This is a genomic window from Variovorax flavidus (genome assembly GCF_030317145.1).
Lineage (GTDB): Bacteria > Pseudomonadota > Gammaproteobacteria > Burkholderiales > Burkholderiaceae_C > Variovorax > Variovorax flavidus.
The window spans coordinates 132,205-149,177 of the sequence record NZ_JASZYE010000007.1; the positions used below are offsets into that span (position 1 = coordinate 132,205).

At 65.8% G+C, this 16,973-nt stretch carries 16 protein-coding genes; 7 read left to right on the forward strand and 9 right to left on the reverse strand.

Annotated elements, in window-relative coordinates; genetic code table 11:
• Positions 1 to 11 precede the first annotated feature (11 nt).
• From fabD to QTH90_RS25650, 5 genes are all read right to left on the reverse strand, one after another.
• A complete protein-coding gene (gene fabD, locus QTH90_RS25630; protein ID WP_286667375.1) occupies positions 12 to 965 on the reverse strand; it encodes an ACP S-malonyltransferase in 954 nt (317 codons plus the stop codon).
• 48 nt (positions 966 to 1,013) lie between these two features.
• Positions 1,014 to 1,991: a beta-ketoacyl-ACP synthase III gene (locus QTH90_RS25635; RefSeq protein ID WP_286667376.1), complete on the reverse strand. Its 978-nt coding sequence runs from the start codon at positions 1,989 to 1,991 to the stop codon at positions 1,014 to 1,016.
• Positions 1,991 to 3,043 carry a phosphate acyltransferase PlsX gene (gene plsX / locus QTH90_RS25640; protein ID WP_286667377.1) on the reverse strand — a complete coding sequence of 351 codons (1,053 nt, stop codon included), beginning with the start codon at positions 3,041 to 3,043 and terminating at the stop codon, positions 1,991 to 1,993. Before plsX ends, QTH90_RS25635 begins: the two co-directional genes overlap by 1 nt.
• A 96-nt stretch (positions 3,044 to 3,139) precedes the next feature.
• Positions 3,140 to 3,322, reverse strand: a complete 183-nt coding sequence (rpmF, locus tag QTH90_RS25645) for a 50S ribosomal protein L32 (RefSeq protein WP_028248601.1) — start codon at positions 3,320 to 3,322, stop codon at positions 3,140 to 3,142.
• Positions 3,323 to 3,473: 151 nt separating this feature from the next.
• On the reverse strand, positions 3,474 to 4,022 hold the full coding sequence (locus tag QTH90_RS25650; RefSeq protein ID WP_286667378.1) for a YceD family protein: 549 nt from the start codon (positions 4,020 to 4,022) through the stop codon (positions 3,474 to 3,476).
• 38 nt (positions 4,023 to 4,060) lie between these two features.
• On the opposite strand from QTH90_RS25650, the gene QTH90_RS25655 reads away from it, so the two are divergent.
• Genes QTH90_RS25655 through QTH90_RS25665 form a run of 3 tightly spaced genes read left to right on the forward strand, consistent with a single transcriptional unit; the run spans position 4,061 to position 6,559 of the window.
• Positions 4,061 to 4,642, forward strand: a complete 582-nt coding sequence (locus QTH90_RS25655) for a Maf family protein (RefSeq protein ID WP_286667379.1) — start codon at positions 4,061 to 4,063, stop codon at positions 4,640 to 4,642.
• Positions 4,639 to 5,406 (forward strand): SAM-dependent methyltransferase, encoded by a 768-nt coding sequence (locus QTH90_RS25660; RefSeq protein ID WP_286667380.1) that lies wholly within the window; start codon positions 4,639 to 4,641, stop codon positions 5,404 to 5,406. The genes QTH90_RS25655 and QTH90_RS25660 overlap by 4 nt, the downstream gene beginning before the upstream one ends.
• A gap of 16 nt (positions 5,407 to 5,422) precedes the next feature.
• Entirely contained in the window at positions 5,423 to 6,559 is a 1,137-nt protein-coding gene (locus QTH90_RS25665; protein ID WP_286667381.1) for an MFS transporter, read from the forward strand.
• A gap of 1 nt (position 6,560) precedes the next feature.
• On the opposite strand, the gene QTH90_RS25670 is transcribed toward QTH90_RS25665, so the two are convergent.
• Genes QTH90_RS25670 through QTH90_RS25685 form a run of 4 tightly spaced genes read right to left on the reverse strand, consistent with a single transcriptional unit; the run spans position 6,561 to position 9,693 of the window.
• Positions 6,561 to 7,604, reverse strand: a complete 1,044-nt coding sequence (locus QTH90_RS25670) for a S49 family peptidase (RefSeq protein ID WP_286667382.1) — start codon at positions 7,602 to 7,604, stop codon at positions 6,561 to 6,563.
• 1 nt (position 7,605) lies between these two features.
• Positions 7,606 to 7,971, reverse strand: coding sequence for a Rieske (2Fe-2S) protein (locus QTH90_RS25675; protein WP_286667383.1), 366 nt, complete (start codon positions 7,969 to 7,971; stop codon positions 7,606 to 7,608).
• A gap of 10 nt (positions 7,972 to 7,981) precedes the next feature.
• Complete coding sequence (locus QTH90_RS25680) at positions 7,982 to 8,650, reverse strand: HAD-IA family hydrolase (protein WP_286667384.1); 669 nt, start codon at positions 8,648 to 8,650, stop codon at positions 7,982 to 7,984.
• Positions 8,647 to 9,693, reverse strand: a complete 1,047-nt coding sequence (locus QTH90_RS25685) for an RluA family pseudouridine synthase (RefSeq protein WP_286667385.1) — start codon at positions 9,691 to 9,693, stop codon at positions 8,647 to 8,649. The genes QTH90_RS25680 and QTH90_RS25685 overlap by 4 nt, the downstream gene beginning before the upstream one ends.
• Before the next feature lie 537 nt (positions 9,694 to 10,230).
• Here QTH90_RS25685 and QTH90_RS25690 point away from each other — a divergent pair.
• The 4 genes from QTH90_RS25690 (at position 10,231) to fcl (ending at position 16,969) form a co-directional block, all read left to right on the forward strand.
• Entirely contained in the window at positions 10,231 to 13,287 is a 3,057-nt protein-coding gene (locus QTH90_RS25690) for a ribonuclease E/G (RefSeq protein ID WP_286667386.1), read from the forward strand.
• 531 nt (positions 13,288 to 13,818) lie between these two features.
• Complete coding sequence (locus tag QTH90_RS25695; protein WP_286667387.1) at positions 13,819 to 14,541, forward strand: sugar transferase; 723 nt, start codon at positions 13,819 to 13,821, stop codon at positions 14,539 to 14,541.
• Positions 14,538 to 15,965 (forward strand): mannose-1-phosphate guanylyltransferase/mannose-6-phosphate isomerase, encoded by a 1,428-nt coding sequence (locus QTH90_RS25700; RefSeq protein ID WP_286667389.1) that lies wholly within the window; start codon positions 14,538 to 14,540, stop codon positions 15,963 to 15,965. Before QTH90_RS25695 ends, QTH90_RS25700 begins: the two co-directional genes overlap by 4 nt.
• A gap of 38 nt (positions 15,966 to 16,003) precedes the next feature.
• Positions 16,004 to 16,969, forward strand: a complete 966-nt coding sequence (gene fcl, locus QTH90_RS25705) for a GDP-L-fucose synthase (RefSeq protein WP_286667390.1) — start codon at positions 16,004 to 16,006, stop codon at positions 16,967 to 16,969.
• Positions 16,970 to 16,973: the final 4 nt, after the last annotated feature.

Below are 16,973 nucleotides of genomic sequence, written 5' to 3' on the forward strand. Positions count from 1 at the left end.
AGGCTCGATGCTCAGGCAGCGAGCAGTTGTCTGGATTCGGCAAGGGTCGCCGGATCGTAGACCGAAGCGGCAGCGAGTTCCGGCGCGATGCGCTTGGCCATGCCGGCCAGCACCTTGCCCGGACCGCACTCGATGACGGCGTCGATGTTGCGCGCTTTCAGCGCCTGCACGGTTTCAACCCATCGAACCGGACCCGCAGCCTGGCGCACCAGCGCATCGCGAATCCGATCGGAATCCGTCTCGACATTCACGTCGATGTTGTTGATGACTGGAATCTGGGGTGCAGCCAGGGTGACCGACGCCAGGCGCTCCCGCAGCGCCTCGGCCGCCGGCCTCATCAGGCTCGAATGGAAGGGGGCCGAAACCGGCAGGGGAAGCGCGCGCCTGGCTCCGTTGGCCTTGAGCACTTCACAGGCCTTGTCGACGGCGGCCTTGCTGCCGGCGATCACGGTCTGCATCGGATCGTTGAAATTCACCGCCTCCACGACCTCGGCACTGCCGGGGCCGAATCCAGCCGTCACTTCGGCGCAGCCGGCCTTCACCTTGTCCGCATCCATGCCCAGGATGGCGGCCATGGCCCCCACTCCGACCGGCACGGCCTGCTGCATCGCCTGGGCGCGGAAACGCACCAGCGGCGCAGCCTGAGCGAGCGTCAGAACCCCGGAAGCCACCAGTGCGGAATACTCGCCGAGCGAATGACCTGCCACCACCGATGGCTTCTCGCCGCCTTCGGCCAGCCAGGCGCGCCAGGCGGCGACGCCGGCAACAAGCATCACGGGTTGCGTGTTGGTCGTCAGCGCCAGGACCTCCTTGGGCCCTTCATGGACAAGGCGGGTGACATCTTCGTCCAGGGCGTCGGATGCCTCGCGCAGTGTTTCAAGCACAGCGGGGTGGTCGCCCCAGGCGTCGAGCATGCCGACAGCCTGCGAGCCTTGACCCGGAAAGACGAAAGCGAAGGACTTCATTGTTTGTGTCTCCAGTCGCGCCGCTGCCACGTCGGGCAACGCACTGTATTAGTAGTTGAGCAGCACCGCGCCCCAGGTGAAGCCGCCGCCGACGCCTTCGAGCATCAGCGTATCGCCCTTCTTCACCTTGCCCGAGCGCACCGCGTTGTCCAGCGCCAGCGGAATCGAGGCGGCCGAGGTGTTGCCGTGCTCGTCGACGGTCACGATCAGCTTCTCGCGAGCCAGCTTCAGCTTCTTCGCGGTGCCTTCCATGATGCGGATGTTGGCCTGATGGGGGATCAGCCAGTCGATGTCGTCTTCCGTCTTGCCCGCCTTTTGCAGCGTGGCGCGCGCAGCGTCCTCGAGGACACGCACCGCCAGCTTGAACACGGCTTGTCCATCCATATGGAGCAAGGGCGTTCCAAGCACACCGCCGCCGGACACGTGCCCAGGCACGCAGAGGATGCCCACGTGCTTGCCATCGGCGTGCAGGTCGCTCGCCAGAATGCCGGGTTCTTCGCTGGCTTCGAGGATGACTGCGCCGGCGCCGTCGCCGAACAGAACGCAGGTGGTGCGATCGTTGAAATCCAGGATGCGGGAGAACACTTCGGCACCCACGACCAACGCGCACTTGGCGCTGCCCGTGCGGATCATCGCGTCCGCCACCGTCAGCGCGTACACGAAGCCGCTGCAGACTGCCTGCACGTCGAACGCAGGGCATCCCGCAATTCCCAGTTTGTTCTGGAGAATGGCTGCGGACGAAGGAAACACCATGTCCGGTGTCGACGTCGCGACGATGATCAGGTCGATATCGCCGGCGCTGCGGCCCGCGGCTTCCAGCGCATGCCTGGCGGCTTCCAGCCCCAGATCACTGCTTGCCACCTCGGGCGCCGCGAAATGCCGGGCGCGAATGCCCGTGCGCTCGATGATCCACTGATCCGAGGTTTCAATCCCCCGCGCGGCCAGGTCCCGGGTGAGGTCGTCATTGGTCACACGGCGCGGAGGCAGAAAGCTGCCGGTGCCTGTGATTCGAGAAAAAGGAGTCATCAAACGTGGAGCGCTGCCGTGTCGGCCGGCGCCGCCGATTCTTGCCGCGCAAGCAGGGGCGCGGCGTGGGCGATGCGGGCCCGCACACGATCGAGCAGGTTGTTGCGAGCGGCATCATAAGCGCGATCCAGCGCATGGCCGAAAGCCACTTCGTCCGCAGATCCGTGGCTCTTGAACACGAGACCGCGAAGGCCCAGGAGCGCCGCACCGTTGTATCGACGATGGTCCAGCCGGCGCTTGAGCGCTTTTAGGACCGGATAGGACACGATTGCAGCAAATTTGCTGAAGATGCCGTTGGAATACTCGATTCGCAGGAAGTCGACGATCATCGAGGCCACGCCTTCGGTCGCCTTCAGCGTGACATTGCCGACAAAACCGTCACACACGACGATGTCGGTGGTTCCCTTGAAGATGTCGTTGCCTTCCACGTTGCCGTAGAAGTTCAGATCTTGCGAACTGGCCGCTTTTCGCAGCAGTTGGCTAGCTTTCTTGATGGTTTCGCTGCCTTTGATGGCCTCTTCGCCCACGTTGAGCAGGCCCACCGTCGGAGACTCGTTCCCGGTCAGGGCCGACACCAGGGCCGATCCGAGAACGGCAAACTGCAACAGATCCTCGGCATCGCAATCGACGTTGGCGCCCAGATCGAGCACCGTTGTCGCTCCACCCTTGCTGTTGGGCAGTTGCGGAGCGATCGCCGGGCGGTCGATTCCCTCGAGCGTCTTCAGCAAGTAGCGCGCGATGGCCATCAGGGCGCCCGTGTTGCCGGCCGAGATGGCGGCTTGGGCGGCACCATCCTTGACCTGCTGGATGGCGACTCGCATGGACGAGTCCTTCTTCTTGCGCAGCGCCACTTCGATGGGATCGTCCATCCCGACCACTTCACTGGCGGCAATGACCGTGGCACGAGGATGCGAAAAGCCGGCCAATGCGGCCGGCGCGCCGACGAGAAGCAACGATGCTTCAGCGTGGCGATCAAGAAATGCGCGGCAGGCCGCAAGCGTGACGCGCGGCCCATGGTCGCCGCCCATGCAATCAACGGCCAGCGTGATCACAGACGGCGCGGAAGCGAATTCAGAGGGCGTGACCATCAAAACAAAGGCCCGACGCTACAGCAAGAGTAGCTTCGGGCCTTGGCCTTGAAACGAGGATCAGGCTTCAGACTTGGTCTTGAGCACCTTGCGGCCGCGATAAAAGCCGTTCGGGCTGATGTGGTGACGCAGGTGCGTTTCGCCGGTGGTGGGCTCGACAGCGATGCCGGGCACGCCCAGGGCGTTGTGCGAACGATGCATGCCGCGCTTCGACGGCGACTTCTTGTTTTGCTGGACGGCCATGCTGGCTCCTGGAAGTATTCGGTTGGGTGGGTGTGCATGCGGGGCGGCGATAACGCTTGCGTAGCTTGAAAAGCATTATCGGCGGCGCGGCGCGCGAAGCCCATGATTATAGCCCAGTACGGCATCGAACGCCAGAGGAGGTTCGGGCGAGCTATTTGGGCTTGTTCGAACGCAAGTTGCCCAGCACGGCAAAAGGGTTCGGGCGGGCGGCTTCCGCAGCCTCGAAGTCGGGGTCCACGGCAGACAGCTTCATCGGCTCGGGGCAGACCTCATGTCGCGGCGTGACGGGAATTTCCATCAGCAGCTCATCCTCGATCAGGCCATGCAGATCGAATTCGCGGCTGGCTACCAGGACATCCTCCTCGGCCTCTTCATCTTCGGCTGCGGCGGTGGCCTCGTCGGCGGCGAAGCGGAACCAGCGGTCGACCCCCAGATCCACGTCGACGGGGGTAAGGCAACGCTGGCAGATCAGGGGAACCTTGGTATCCGCCGTGAGGTGCAACCAGGAAACCGGGGAGCCGTCAGCACCGCCACGGCGCTGGCCAACGGCCGTCCATTCGACGGTCAGGTCCGCGGCCGGATCGGCCAACTCCGCACTCAGGCGCTCGTAGGTCTGAAGCGGATCGCTTCCGGAAATGGGGGCTGCGGCATCGGCGAAGCCGTTCACATCAAGCCGCCGGGGGGCAAATTCTCTGGTCATTCGCGCCAGTCTAAACCGCTCACGCACAATCGTGGCCCATGCAACGCAATGTCATCCTTGCTTCGACCTCGCGCTACCGCCGCGAGCTTCTTGGGCGCCTGCGCCTGCCCTTCGATGTCCAGCCGCCGGAAGTGGACGAATCGCCGCTTCCAGGCGAAACGCCTCGCGCGCTGGCGGAACGCCTTGCACTGGAGAAGGCCAATGCGATCGCCCGGCGCTTTCCTGATGCAGTCGTGATCGGCTCCGACCAGGTGGCTGACCTCGCCGGCGAGCCCCTGGGCAAACCCGGCGACCATGGCCGCGCCACCGCGCAGCTGCGGCGCATGCGCGGACAGACGCTGATCTTCCAGACGGCCGTCGCCGTGGTCTGCCAGGCCACGGGCTTCGTCCAGCGCGACCTGGCGCCGGTGCGCGTGGTGTTTCGCGACCTGAGCGATGCGGCGATCGAGGCCTATCTGACCGCAGAGCAACCCTATGACTGCGCCGGCAGCGCCAAGAGTGAGGGCCTCGGCATCGCCCTGCTCGACGCGATCGACAGCGACGACCCGACCGCCCTGGTCGGTCTGCCGTTGATTCGCACGGCGAGGATGCTGCGCGCGGCAGGAGTCGATCTGCTGTGAATACACCGATCCGCGGAAAGCTCTACCTCGTTCCCGCGCCGCTCGATTTCGGGTGCGACGAGCAGGCGCCGCTCCAGGACGCCTTGCCGCTCGGCACGCTGCAGGCAGCGGCGCGAATCACGCACTGGATCTGCGAGAACGCGAAGTCCGCACGCGCCTATCTCAAGCGCATCGACGCCGTCGTGCCGCTGGCCGCTCCGCTGCAAGCCCAGCAGATCCAGGAACTGCCGCGCGAAGTGCACAAGAAAGGCGATCACGCGGGCCAGTTCGACGCGCGCCCTCTCCTCGCCGCCGCGCTGGAAGGTCACGATGTCGGCTTGCTCAGCGAGGCGGGGATGCCGGCTGTCGCGGATCCAGGCTCGTCAGTCGCGAGGGCCGCGCATGAACTGGGCATCACGGTCATTCCGTTGACGGGCCCGGTGTCGCTCCTGCTGGCACTGGCGGCCAGCGGCCTCAACGGCCAGAACTTCGCGTTCGTCGGCTATCTGCCGCAGGACGCGGACGCGCGCGCACAGCGCATCCGCGAGCTCGAGGCGCTGGCGCTCAAGACCGGCCAGACCCAGCTTTTCATCGAAACGCCTTACCGAAATGCAGCCTTGCTGCAGGCGCTCACCCAGACGCTTCAGCACAACACGCGGCTCGCGGTCGCCCGAGGGCTCACGCTGGCATCTGCCCAGGTACGAAGCGAGACCGTGAAAGCATGGCGGGCCAAGCCGTCGCCGGCCGCCGAACGCGCGCCTGCCGTGTTCGCCATCGGTCGCTAGCTCGTCCGGCCTGATGATGGATTTCCCCGCACGCATGCGCTGGGCCTCGCGCATGCAGTTCTTCGGCTCCGGCTTCGTTTTCGCGACATGGGGAGTGCACATCCCGACCGTGAAAGCCCACTACGGCGTCAACGAAGCCCAACTCGGCCTCGCCATGCTCGCGGCAGGCGTCGGCGCCCTGCTGGGCCTGACCCAGGCAAGCCGCTGGATCGGCCGTCACGGCGCCCGGTCCACGGCCGGCGTCTGCGGCGCGACCTATGCGCTGTTGCTCGCCGGCCTGCTGATCATGCCGGCCTACGCCGCGCTGCTCGGCCTGCTCGCGGTGTTCGGCATCGTGACGAGCGTTTTCGACGTGGCGATCAATACGGAAGCGGCGCAACTCGAACTCCGCGGCGGGAAGCCCTTGATGAGTGGCATGCACGGCATGTTCAGCCTGGGCGGGATGGTCGGCGCCATGACCGGCGGCGCGGCCATCGCGGCAGGAATGGCGCCGCAACATCACCTGATGCTGGTTGCGACGGTGATGGCGCTTTCGATCGCCGTATCCGCCCGCTGGATGCTGCCCAAGGAGTCGACGGCATTCGCCAGCGACGACCATGGCTTCCGCTTGCCGCGAGGCACCCTGGCCGTCCTCGGCCTGCTGGCCGCGCTCGGATTGATTGCCGAAGGCGCAATCTATGACTGGAGCGTGCTCTATCTCCACCAGGAACTGCGCAGCCCCCAGCAACAGGCGGCCCTGGCCTACGCCAGCTTCTCGGCGGCGATGGCGATGGCGCGCTTCGGAGGCGATGCGATGCGGGCCCGCTTCGCTCCAGCGGTGCTGCTTCGCGGAAGTGCGTTGCTGGCCGCGGCATCCATGACGCTGGTGTTGCTCACCGACATGCCGTGGCTGGCACTGGCCGGTTTTGCAGGCGTAGGGGTCGGATTCGCCAACGTGGTGCCCATCCTCTTCGCGGCGTCTGCGCGCGTGCCCGGTGTCGAACCGGCGCGCGGCATCGCCGCGGTGTCGGCGGCGGCCTATCTGGGCTTCATGGCAGGACCACCGGTGATCGGCTTCGTGGCGCAGGTCAGCTCACTGACCGTGGCGCTCTACGTGGTGGTGGCGTTCGCAGCAGCCCTCGCCGCGTCGGCTCGCCACGCCGACGTCGCCTGAATCAACGCAGCGCGGGCGCGGTGCGGATCGCGCGGACGGAGGCGTCGCCCAATGCGGCGCCGAATTTCTTGGCGAGCTTCTCGGCCACGTTGTCGCGGCGCGTGTAGTCGATGACTTCCTCGGCCTTGATCACTTCGCGCGCGACGAAGTCGACATTGCCGAGTTGGTCGGCCAGGCCCAGTTCGACCGCCTGCTGGCCGCTCCAGAACAGGCCGCTGAAGAGGCCCGGCGTGCTGGTCTTCAGCCGATCGCCACGGCCGGCCTTGACCACGTCGATGAACTGCGTGTGGATCAGGTCGAGCATCTGCTGCGCATGGGCGCGCTGGGCATCGCTCATGGGGCTGAACGGATCCAGGAAACCCTTGTTTTCGCCGGCCGTCAGGAGCCGGCGCTCCACGCCGACCTTGTCCATGAGCCCCGTGAAGCCGAAGCCGTCCATCAGGACCCCGATGCTTCCGACGATGCTGGCCTTGTCGACGAAAACCTTGTCGGTGGCCGCGGCGATGTAATACGCGGCGGACGCGCAGGTTTCCTCGACCACCGCGTAGACGGGCTTGTTGTACTTGGCCCGCAGGCGCTTGATCTCGTCATTGATGATGCCGGCCTGCACGGGGCTGCCGCCCGGCGAATTGATCAGCAGCACGACTCCCTTGGCGCCCTCGTCCTCGAACGCGGTCTTCATCGCGGCGACCACGAACTCGGCACTCGCGTCCGCGCCGCTGGCGATTTCGCCCTTGATCTCGATCACGGCGGTGTGGGCCGTGGCCTTGGCCGTCGCAGGCGTTCCGCGCGACAAGGCGAACCATGCGAGGAAGATGAAAAAGGCGAGCCAGCTCAGGCGCACGAAGGTCTTCCAGCGTCGCGTGGCCCTTTGTTCGCGCAGGGAAGCGAAGGCCAGTTTTTCCAGGGTTGCGCGCTCCCAGCCGGACTGCTGCGTCGGATCGTTCTTGGACATGCTTTGGGGTCCGCCTTGCGCGGAAGAAAGTGGCGCGGCGCGCTCGAAGGGCTCGAAACCCTGGGGCTCCGTGCGGTTGGAATCGGTCATCTCAGAAGGCGAGGGGTTGGAGGTTCCAGGCAGTATGCCAGTGCACCACGCCGTCACGCTCGCTGAGCGCGATCTTCACCAGCCCGCCGCGGCACGGCCCGCCCGCGCATTCGCCGGTGTCCGGTTTGTAGACCGCGCCATGCGTGGCGCACAGGAGCCATTGGCCACTGTCGTCGAAGAAGCGATCGGGCTGGAAGTCCAGTTCCATCGCCACGTGGCTGCAACGGTTGAGATAGGCATGCGGCACGCCCTCGAAGCGAACGGCAAACGCCCGGCAAGTCTCGCCGCCGTGCACGACATCGAATGGCACGGCTTGGCCGCCTTCGACCAGGTCGGAGGCGTTGCAAAGAGGAATGCAGTCGCTCATGGGCAGATTTTCATGCGTTCGCCAGAAGCCACTCCGTCAGTCCGGAAACCGAATGCGCCACATGCAGCGGCGCCAGCGCATCGAAGCTGTCGGGTTCATGGGCGCCGTAGGACACGCCCACGCTCGCGCAGCCGGCGTTGATGGCAAGCTGAAGATCGTGCGTGGTGTCGCCGATCATCAGCGTCCGATCCGCCGGCACGTCGAGTTCGTCCATCAGTTCCAGCAGCATGCGCGGGTGCGGCTTGCCGAAGGTTTCATCCGCCGTGCGGGAAGCGTCGAAACGGTCGCGCAGGGCGACGGTGGCCAGCGCTTCGTTCAGGCCGCGGCGTGATTTGCCGGTGGCGACCGCGAGCTTGTGGCCCCGCTCCCGAAGCGCATCGAGCATCGGGAGGACGCCGTCGAACAGCACGAGGTCATCCTGGTGCTGGAGATAGTGATAGCGGTAGCGCGCACCGAGTTCGGCGTACTTTTCCCTGGGCACGTCGGGCGCGGCGCGGGCGAGCGCCTCGGCCAGGCCAAGGCCGATGACCCATGCGGCGTCGTTCTCGCTGGGTTTCGCGCCGCCGACGTCGACCACGGCGGCCTGGATGCAGCGCACGATGAGGCGCGTGGAGTCATAGAGGGTCCCGTCCCAATCGAAGGCGATCAGGTCGAAACGGCGGGCAGGCATATCAGTCATGGGGGGGTCGAGGAAGGATGGACAGCGAGCGCCTCGAGCGCGGCGGGAGGCATCAAGGCATGCAACTCCGGCGGCAGGTCCGCCTGAAGCGCCATGCGCTCTGCGCTCGCAGGATGGGTGAACTGCAGGCGCCAGGCGTGCAGGAACATGCGTTTGAGGCCGACTTTCTGGAGCGCGCGGTTGCGTTCGAAGTCGCCGTACTTGTCGTCGCCGGCGATCGCATGGCCGGCGGACGCGAGGTGCACGCGAATCTGGTGGGTGCGGCCGGTCTTGATGGTGACCGCCAGCAACGAGAACGAAGCGGCGTCGCCGGGCAGCGCGAACCGGGCCAGCACCTTGACCAGCGTGACGGCGCGCATGGCATCCGGATGGTCCTTGGCGACGACGCGCACCCTGCGCTCGCCCTCGGCGGCGCCCGCCTGGCCCGGCAGCAGGTATTTGGCAAGTGGCGCATCGAGCACCTTCCGGTTGGCAGGCCAGTTGCCCTCTACCAGCGCGAGATAGGTCTTGCCCGTCTCCCGCTCGCGGAACTGGTCCTGCAACGCCGTCAGCGCGCTGCGCTTCTTGGCGACCAGCAGGATGCCCGAGGTTTCGCGGTCCAGGCGGTGCACCAGTTCCAGGAAGCGGGCCGCGGGCCGCGCCGTCCGAAGTTGCTCGATCACGCCGAAGCTCACGCCGCTCCCGCCATGGACGGCGACGCCGGCAGGCTTGTTGACGGCAAGAAGCGCGTCATCCTCATATAGCAAGGGGAACTCCCGTGCCGGCGCGGGCGGGGAAGCGCCCTCTTCCGACCGGGCCGACACCCGCACGGGAGGCAGCCGCAGCACGTCGCCCTCGGCGAGACGGGTTTCGGCCTGGACGCGCCCCTTGTTGATGCGCACCTCTCCCGACCGGATGATCCGGTAGACATGGGTCTTGGGCACGCCCTTGAGATGCCGGAACAGGAAATTGTCCAGTCGTTGGCCAGCAGATTCCCCGTCGACCGTCAGAAAGCGAACTTCTGCTGCCGCGGGGCTTGGCTTCGCACCTATAATGTTTTTCACCAGCGCGGTCTTGTAAGTGCTTGATTAATCAGAAGTTTAGAGCACCACTGGAAGCGCTGTGAGGTCGATGCCGCTTTGATGCCGGACTCGCAAGCCACGCGCAAAGGCGCAAGGCGGCGGGCACTGCATCCAAGTCAAGCCGACGCCCACGAAACACCGACACGGAATACCCCAACCGGCAGGCAACAAGCTGCCGGCGGATCGAAGCGAGTACCTTGTGCTGATGCTACTGATTCAATTGCTCCTGCGCTGGCTGCCGCCAGCGAGAACAGGCATTGAACCGCCCGTAGCACGCGCCATGATGGCGCCAATAGCTATAAAAAATGTAGCAAGTCAGCACCACATCGGGCTCGCGCCCATCCACGCGCCCCCACCCCGACTGCCATCGACTTGATACTCGATGGGTCGTCCGCGCTCGCGCGACGGCCACTGCAGCCAGGGCACAGCGGCAATTCCTTCGTTTCGCGCGACGTCGTCCGTGCATCGTTAGGTTCGTCATGAACCGGTAGAACGATAGAAATAGAAGGACAACGCATCATGAAGCGGATGCTGATCAACGCCACGCAGGCTGAAGAACGCCGCCTGGCCATCGTCGACGGGCAAAAGCTCCTCGACTACGAAATCGAGATCGAAGGGCGCGAACAGCGCAAGGGCAACATCTACAAGGCCGTCGTGACGCGCGTCGAGCCGTCGCTGGAAGCCTGCTTCGTCGACTACGGCGAAGACCGCCACGGCTTCCTGCCGTTCAAGGAAATCTCCAAGCAGTACTTCGCGGAAGGCGTCTCGGCCAGCCAGGCCCGGATCCAGGACGCGATCAAGGAAGGCCAGGAACTGGTCGTCCAGGTCGAAAAGGAAGAGCGTGGCAACAAGGGCGCGGCCCTCACCACCTTCATCTCGCTGGCTGGCCGCTATGTCGTGCTGATGCCGAACAACCCGCGCGGCGGCGGCGTCAGCCGGCGCATCGAGGGCGACGACCGGGCCGAACTCAAGGAGGCGATGGACCAGCTCGAATACCCCAAGGGGATGAGCATCATCGCGCGCACCGCCGGCATCGGCCGCTCCGCGCCCGAACTGCAGTGGGACCTGAACTACCTGCTCAAGCTCTGGACCGCCATCGACGGCGCCGCCAAGGGCGGCAAGGGCGCCTTCCTGATCTACCAGGAATCCTCGCTGGTCATCCGCGCGATCCGTGACTACTTCAATCACGACATCGGTGACATCCTGATCGACACCGACGACATCTACGACCAGGCGCAGCAGTTCATGGCGCACGTGATGCCCGAACATGCTGCCCGCGTGAAGCGCTACCGGGACGACGCGGCTCTTTTCAGCCGCTTCCAGATCGAGCACCAGATCGAATCGGCCTACGCCCGCACGGTGCAGTTGCCCAGCGGCGGCGCCATCGTCATCGACCACACCGAAGCACTGGTCTCCGTCGACGTGAACTCGGCGCGCGCCATCAAGGGCGGCGACATCGAGGAAACCGCGACCCGCACCAACCTCGAAGCCGCCGACGAAGTCGCGCGCCAGATGCGCCTGCGCGACCTGGGCGGCCTGATCGTCATCGACTTTATCGACATGGACGAGTCGAAGAACCGCCGCGAAGTCGAAAGCCGCCTGCGCGACGCGCTGCGCCAGGACCGTGCGCGCGTCCAGTTCGGTTCGATCAGCAAGTTCGGCCTCATGGAAATGAGCCGCCAGCGCCTGAAGCCCGCGCTGAGCGAGGGCTCGTCGATCCCCTGCCCCCGTTGCGGCGGCTCGGGCCACATCCGCGACACCGAATCGAGCGCGCTGCAGATCCTGCGCATCATTCAGGAAGAGTCGATGAAGGACAACACGGCAGCCGTGCACGTCCAGGTGCCGGTGGAAGTGGCTTCCTTCCTGCTGAACGAGAAGCGCCCCGAGATCGCCAAGATCGAGCTCAAGCAGCGCGTGACCGTGCTGATGGTGCCCAACAAGACGCTCGAAACCCCCAACTACAAGCTGGAACGCCTCAAGCACGACGATCCGCGGCTCGACCACATCGAGGCCAGCTACAAGATGGCCGACGAGATCGAGGATCCGACCTCCGTCACGCGCCGCTCGCAGGAGCCGACCAACAAGCAGACCCCGGTGATCAAGGGCGTGCTGCCCGATGCACCGGCCCCGATCGCCGTGCCGAAGCCCGAAGCGGCCCGCGCGCCTGTGGCAGCGTCGGCAGCGCCGAACGTTTCTGCCGCCCCTGCGGTGGCCAAGTCCGCCGAGACCGGCTTCTTCGGCTGGATCAAGCGCTTGTTCGGCTCAGAGCCGGCACCGGCGCCGGCTCCCGCCATTCCCGTCGAAGCACCGAAGCCGCGCCGCGAAGGCCGTGGCGGCCGTGACGGCGACGCCCCGCGCACCGCTCGCGAAGGCGAACAGCGCCGCGGCGGACGTGGCGAAGGACGCGGAGAAGGACGTGGTGGCCGGGACGGCGATCGTCGCGGCGGTCGCTCCGGCGAACGTCGCGAGGGCGAGCGCCGCGAGGGACGCGAAGCCCGCAGTGAAGCACGCAACGACAGCCAGGTGCGGGAACCACGCGAGCCGCGTGAAGCCCGCCCGCCACGCGATGGCGAACGCCGCGGACGTGGCGAGCGCCGTGACGGCGAAGCGCGCCAGTTGCCGGCGGAAGCGACAGACGTTCAACTCGACGCACAGGCGATCGCCCCGAACGCCGGCGACGAATCGACGACGCCTTCGGAGCGCGCACCGCGCGGTCGCGGCGACCGTCGGGAACGTGGTGACCGCGGCGAACGCGGTGACCGCGGTGAACGTGGCGAGCGCAACGCCGACGCACAACGCGAACGCAGTGGCGACACCGCCCGCGAGACGAACGTCGAGGCATCGCAAGGCGACGCCCCGGCCGAGCGCGGCCAGCGTAACGGTCGCGAAGAGCGCGCCCCCCGTGGCGAACGCACCGAAGGCCGCCGCGAGCGTCGCAGCGAAGGCGCCCCGCGGTCCGACGAGGCGTCCGTGGAACCCCAGACGATCGATGCGAGCGCATCCACCGATGCCGGCGCGACCGCGGAAGGCCAAGGCCCCGATGCCGCGCCGCGCCGCGAAGGCGAAGAGCGCCGCGGCCGTTCGCGCGATCGCTACGGCCGTGATCGCCGCGAGCGCGCCCCCCGCGAAGAAGCTGATGTGAACCAGCCTGCTCCGGCTGCGCCCGTCACCGCCCTGGCGGACGACGCAGTTCAGGTCGAGGCACCTTCGCCAGTCGTGGCTCGCCCGGAACGAGTCGCAGCCCCCGTGGCGGCACCCATCGTCGTGGAGGCGAAAGCTGCTCCGTCCTCGCGTGCACTTCCGAAGGTTCAGCCTTTCGAACTGCCGCTGGACGAACTCGCCCAGGTGGCCGAAGGCTCTGGCCTGCATTGGGTCAATTCGGACGCCGAACGCGTGGCGCAGGTTCGCGCGGCCATCGCGGCCGAACCCAAGCCGGTACACGTGCCCCGCGAGCGCCCGCCCGCGATCGTGATCGACGAAGGTCCTCTGGTCCTGGTCGAAACCCGCCGTGACCTCGGGTCGATGGTGCTGCCGTTCGAGCAGCAGCCCGGACAGGACGCAAGCGCCCGTCACTGAGGTTCGAGGGGAGGCATTTCCGCCTCCCCTTTTCTGTTTTCCAGTTTGATTTGAAGGCAGGCCTCGCGCGAACGCTCGAGTTCTGCCGCGCGGCACCCGGTTTGCCGCGCCGTCTTTGAGGGCCTCCGCCAGCGCCAGCGGGTCCCTTCCTTCACGTATGTGCACCAATGGCCTACTTCGGCCCGCTGTCTGCCGGCGGGAAGATGCCGCGTGGAACTACCCGTCGAAACTACCCGTCACTTCGTGACATATCGCCAAACGGCGTATGTAAACAACACCCTGAATGCGTTTCACGTTAACATGTTGTCATACAAAAGGACTACACTTTTGATGAGAATGTTGCGCTGCATCAATGAGGGTCGAGGCGCTTCCTTACAGAGGAGAAAGACCTAGGCCGTTTGGCGGACGATGTACGGCTTTTGTTGACATCACAGCGGCCGCAGCATATGTTCAAATTCTTGCTAATAGTAGTAAAGCGTTACACTGCCGCGCTCCTTGATTGAGGCAGCACCCGTTACGGGGGATTTTCAAATGTTTCGTTCAGACTCGACCGCAAGTGGCAACGTGGTCCGACGCTTTCCCCCGGATGGTGGTGGCCCCTCCTCGCCCCCTGTCTATGCGCTGCCGCGCAAGCTCAACCTCTTCGAACGGGTCGCCAAGAGGACCTTCGACATCGTGGGCGCGCTGGTCTTCTTCGCCGTCTTCGGCCCCCTCTATCTGTTGGTCGCGCTGGGTGTCGCAGTCAGCATGGGGCGGCCCGTCCACTTCTGGCAAAACCGCCTCGGAGAACGCGGCCAACGGTTCCGCTTTTACAAGTTCCGGTCGATGGTCCGCAATTCCGAGGACGTGCTGGACGAGTTCCTGAGCCGCAACGACATGGCGCGCACCGAATGGGACACCTTCCAGAAGCTGGAAAAGGACCCGCGGATTACACCGATCGGCCAGTTCATCCGCAAGCTCAGTCTCGACGAACTCCCCCAGTTCTGGAATGTGCTGAAGGGCGACATGAGCATCGTCGGCCCCCGCCCCTGCATGGAGCGCCAGCGCAGCCTCTACGGCAAGGGCTGGGAGCACTACTGCGCCATGCGTCCCGGCATCACGGGGCTGTGGCAGGTCAGCGGGCGCAACCGCCTGTCCTACGCGCGCCGCGTCGAGCTTGATGTGGAATACGTGAGCAACTGGTCGCTCTGGCTGGACGTCAAGATTCTGGTGAGGACGGTTCGCGCCGTGACGACGGGAGAGGGTTCTCGATGACACAGATTCAGCCAGTCGTCCTGTGCGGAGGCAGCGGTACGCGACTGTGGCCGCTGTCGCGCAAGACCCTGCCCAAGCAATTCGTTCCGCTGGTCGGCAACAAGAGCCTGCTCCTGCTCACGCTCGAACGGCTCCGTCAGCTCAACACCGAAGTGACGTGCGTGGCGGCTGAAGAACATCGCTTCCTCGTCCAGGAAGGCATCGACGCAGCCCAGGTGAGCGGCAAGCAACTGCTGGAGCCGGTGGCGCGCAACACGGCCGCTGCCATGGCCGCGACCGCGCTGCTGGCCGACCCCGATCGCCTGCTGCTCTTCGCACCGGCCGACCACCACATTCCGGATTCGGAGCGCTTCGTCGCCACGATCCTCAAGGGCATCCCTGCGGCGCTGGCGGGCTACCTCGTGACATTCGGCGTCGAGCCCACGTTCCCCAGCACCGCCTACGGCTACATCCGCCAGGGCGACAAGCTGGATGCCGCGCTGGGCGACGACGCGGGCCACTCGGTCGCGGCCTTCATCGAAAAGCCGCTGGCGGCCCGCGCCGAACAACTGCTGCTGGAAGGCGGAAACCTCTGGAATGCGGGGATCCTGCTGGTGCAAGCCAAGGTGCTGATCGCGGCGCTCCAGGAGCATGCGAGCGACATCCTCGACGCCTGCAAGCTCGCGACGGCGACGGTCGACGTCGACGGCGATTTCCTGCGCATGGACAGCGCGGCCTTCGGTCGCTGCCGCAGCCAGAGCATCGACTACGCGGTGCTCGAAAAATGCGCGCGCGTCGCGGTCATTCCGTTCCAGGGCCGTTGGAGCGACGTGGGCAGCTGGAATGCCGTCGCCGACCTGCACGACACGGATGCCAGCGGCAACCGCATCAGCGGCCACGGGTTCGCGATGAACGCCAGCAATACCTTCATCCATGCACCCGGCCGCCCGGTCGTGGCGCTGGGCACCAAGGACCTGCTGGTGGTCGACACCCCCGACGCGCTCCTGGTCGTGCACAGCGAATGCGCCGAACAGGTCAAGGACGTGGTTGCCCTGCTCACCACGCATGGCCACAGCCAGGCGACGCGGCACCGGCGCATCCCGAGGCCATGGGGCGCCTACGACAGCATCGACGACGGCGAGCGTTTCGCCGTCAAGCGCCTGACAGTCAAGCCCGGCGCACGGCTGGCGCTGCGCATGCACCACCATCGCGCCGAACACTGGGTCGTCGTCAAGGGAACGGCCAAGGTGACCTGCGACGACAAGGAACGGCTCGTCAAGGAAAACGAATCGATCTACATCCCCGTGGGTGCGGTCTACCGGCTGGAGAACGCCGGCAAGACGACCCTCGAAGTGATCGAGGTCCAGACCGGCGGCTACCTCGGCGAAGACGACATCGTGCGCCTTGACGACGCACCTCCCGCAGGCGAAAGAAAGATCGCCTGACCGCCTCCCCATCAACCTCTGCCCAACGCGGTAATTCAATGAACGAGTTTCAGAAGCGAATCTTCGTGGCGGGGCACCGCGGCATGGTGGGGAGCGCGATCGTGCGGTGCCTGACCGAGAAGGGCTACACCCAGATCCTGTCCAGGAGCCATTCGGAGCTCGACCTGACCGACCAGGCCCAGGTGCGCGCCTTCTTTGCCGAGGAACGGCCGCAGGAGGTCTACGTGGCCGCCGCGAAGGTCGGAGGCATCCACGCCAACAACAGCTATCCGGCCGAGTTCATCTACTCGAACCTGATGGTCGAGGCGAACCTGATCCACGAATCCTGGCGCACCGGCGTGAGCAAGCTGCTTTTCCTGGGTTCGAGCTGCATCTATCCGCGGCTGGCCCCGCAGCCGATGGCCGAGGACGCGCTGCTGACCGGCAAGCTGGAGCCCACCAACGAGCCCTACGCCGTTGCGAAGATCGCCGGCATCAAGCTCTGCGAGAGCTACAACCGCCAGTACGGCTGCGACTACCGCAGCGTGATGCCCACCAACCTGTATGGGCCGGGCGACAACTATCACCCCGAGAACAGCCACGTGCTGCCGGCGATGATCCGTCGCTTTCACGAGGCGAAGCTCAACGACGCCCCCTCCGTCGTCATCTGGGGCACTGGTTCCCCGAAACGGGAGTTCCTCTATGTCGACGACATGGCCAGAGCCTGCGTGCACGTCATGGATCTTCCGCGGGACACCTACGCGGCCCACACGGAGGTCATGGCCAGCCACATCAACGTGGGCAGCGGTGAAGACCAGTCGATCGCCGAACTCGCGCAGACGGTGAGCGACGTGGTGGGCTATCGCGGCGCGATCCAATTCGACACCAGCAAGCCGGACGGCGCGCCGCGCAAGCTGCTCGATATCTCCTGCATCCGCGAGCTCGGCTGGAAGCCGAGGGTTTCCCTGCGCGCGGGAATTGCGCTCGCGTACGAAGATTTCTGCAGCGAAGAACTTGTGGCTTGAGGGC

Bases quoted from the DNA above. Each gene is read 5' to 3' on its own strand.
- fabD (WP_286667375.1), bottom strand. From the start codon at position 965: ATGAAGTCCTTCGCTTTCGTCTTTCCGGGTCAAGGCTCGCAGGCTGTC.
- QTH90_RS25650 (WP_286667378.1), bottom strand. From the start codon at position 4,022: ATGACCAGAGAATTTGCCCCCCGGCGGCTTGATGTGAACGGCTTCGCC.
- rpmF (WP_028248601.1), bottom strand. From the start codon at position 3,322: ATGGCCGTCCAGCAAAACAAGAAGTCGCCGTCGAAGCGCGGCATGCAT.
- QTH90_RS25690 (WP_286667386.1), top strand. From the start codon at position 10,231: ATGAAGCGGATGCTGATCAACGCCACGCAGGCTGAAGAACGCCGCCTG.
- QTH90_RS25700 (WP_286667389.1), top strand. From the start codon at position 14,538: ATGACACAGATTCAGCCAGTCGTCCTGTGCGGAGGCAGCGGTACGCGA.
- QTH90_RS25675 (WP_286667383.1), bottom strand. From the start codon at position 7,971: ATGAGCGACTGCATTCCTCTTTGCAACGCCTCCGACCTGGTCGAAGGC.
- QTH90_RS25695 (WP_286667387.1), top strand. From the start codon at position 13,819: ATGTTTCGTTCAGACTCGACCGCAAGTGGCAACGTGGTCCGACGCTTT.
- QTH90_RS25680 (WP_286667384.1), bottom strand. From the start codon at position 8,650: ATGACTGATATGCCTGCCCGCCGTTTCGACCTGATCGCCTTCGATTGG.
- QTH90_RS25665 (WP_286667381.1), top strand. From the start codon at position 5,423: ATGGATTTCCCCGCACGCATGCGCTGGGCCTCGCGCATGCAGTTCTTC.
- QTH90_RS25655 (WP_286667379.1), top strand. From the start codon at position 4,061: ATGCAACGCAATGTCATCCTTGCTTCGACCTCGCGCTACCGCCGCGAG.
- QTH90_RS25670 (WP_286667382.1), bottom strand. From the start codon at position 7,604: ATGACCGATTCCAACCGCACGGAGCCCCAGGGTTTCGAGCCCTTCGAG.
- QTH90_RS25635 (WP_286667376.1), bottom strand. From the start codon at position 1,991: ATGACTCCTTTTTCTCGAATCACAGGCACCGGCAGCTTTCTGCCTCCG.
- fcl (WP_286667390.1), top strand. From the start codon at position 16,004: ATGAACGAGTTTCAGAAGCGAATCTTCGTGGCGGGGCACCGCGGCATG.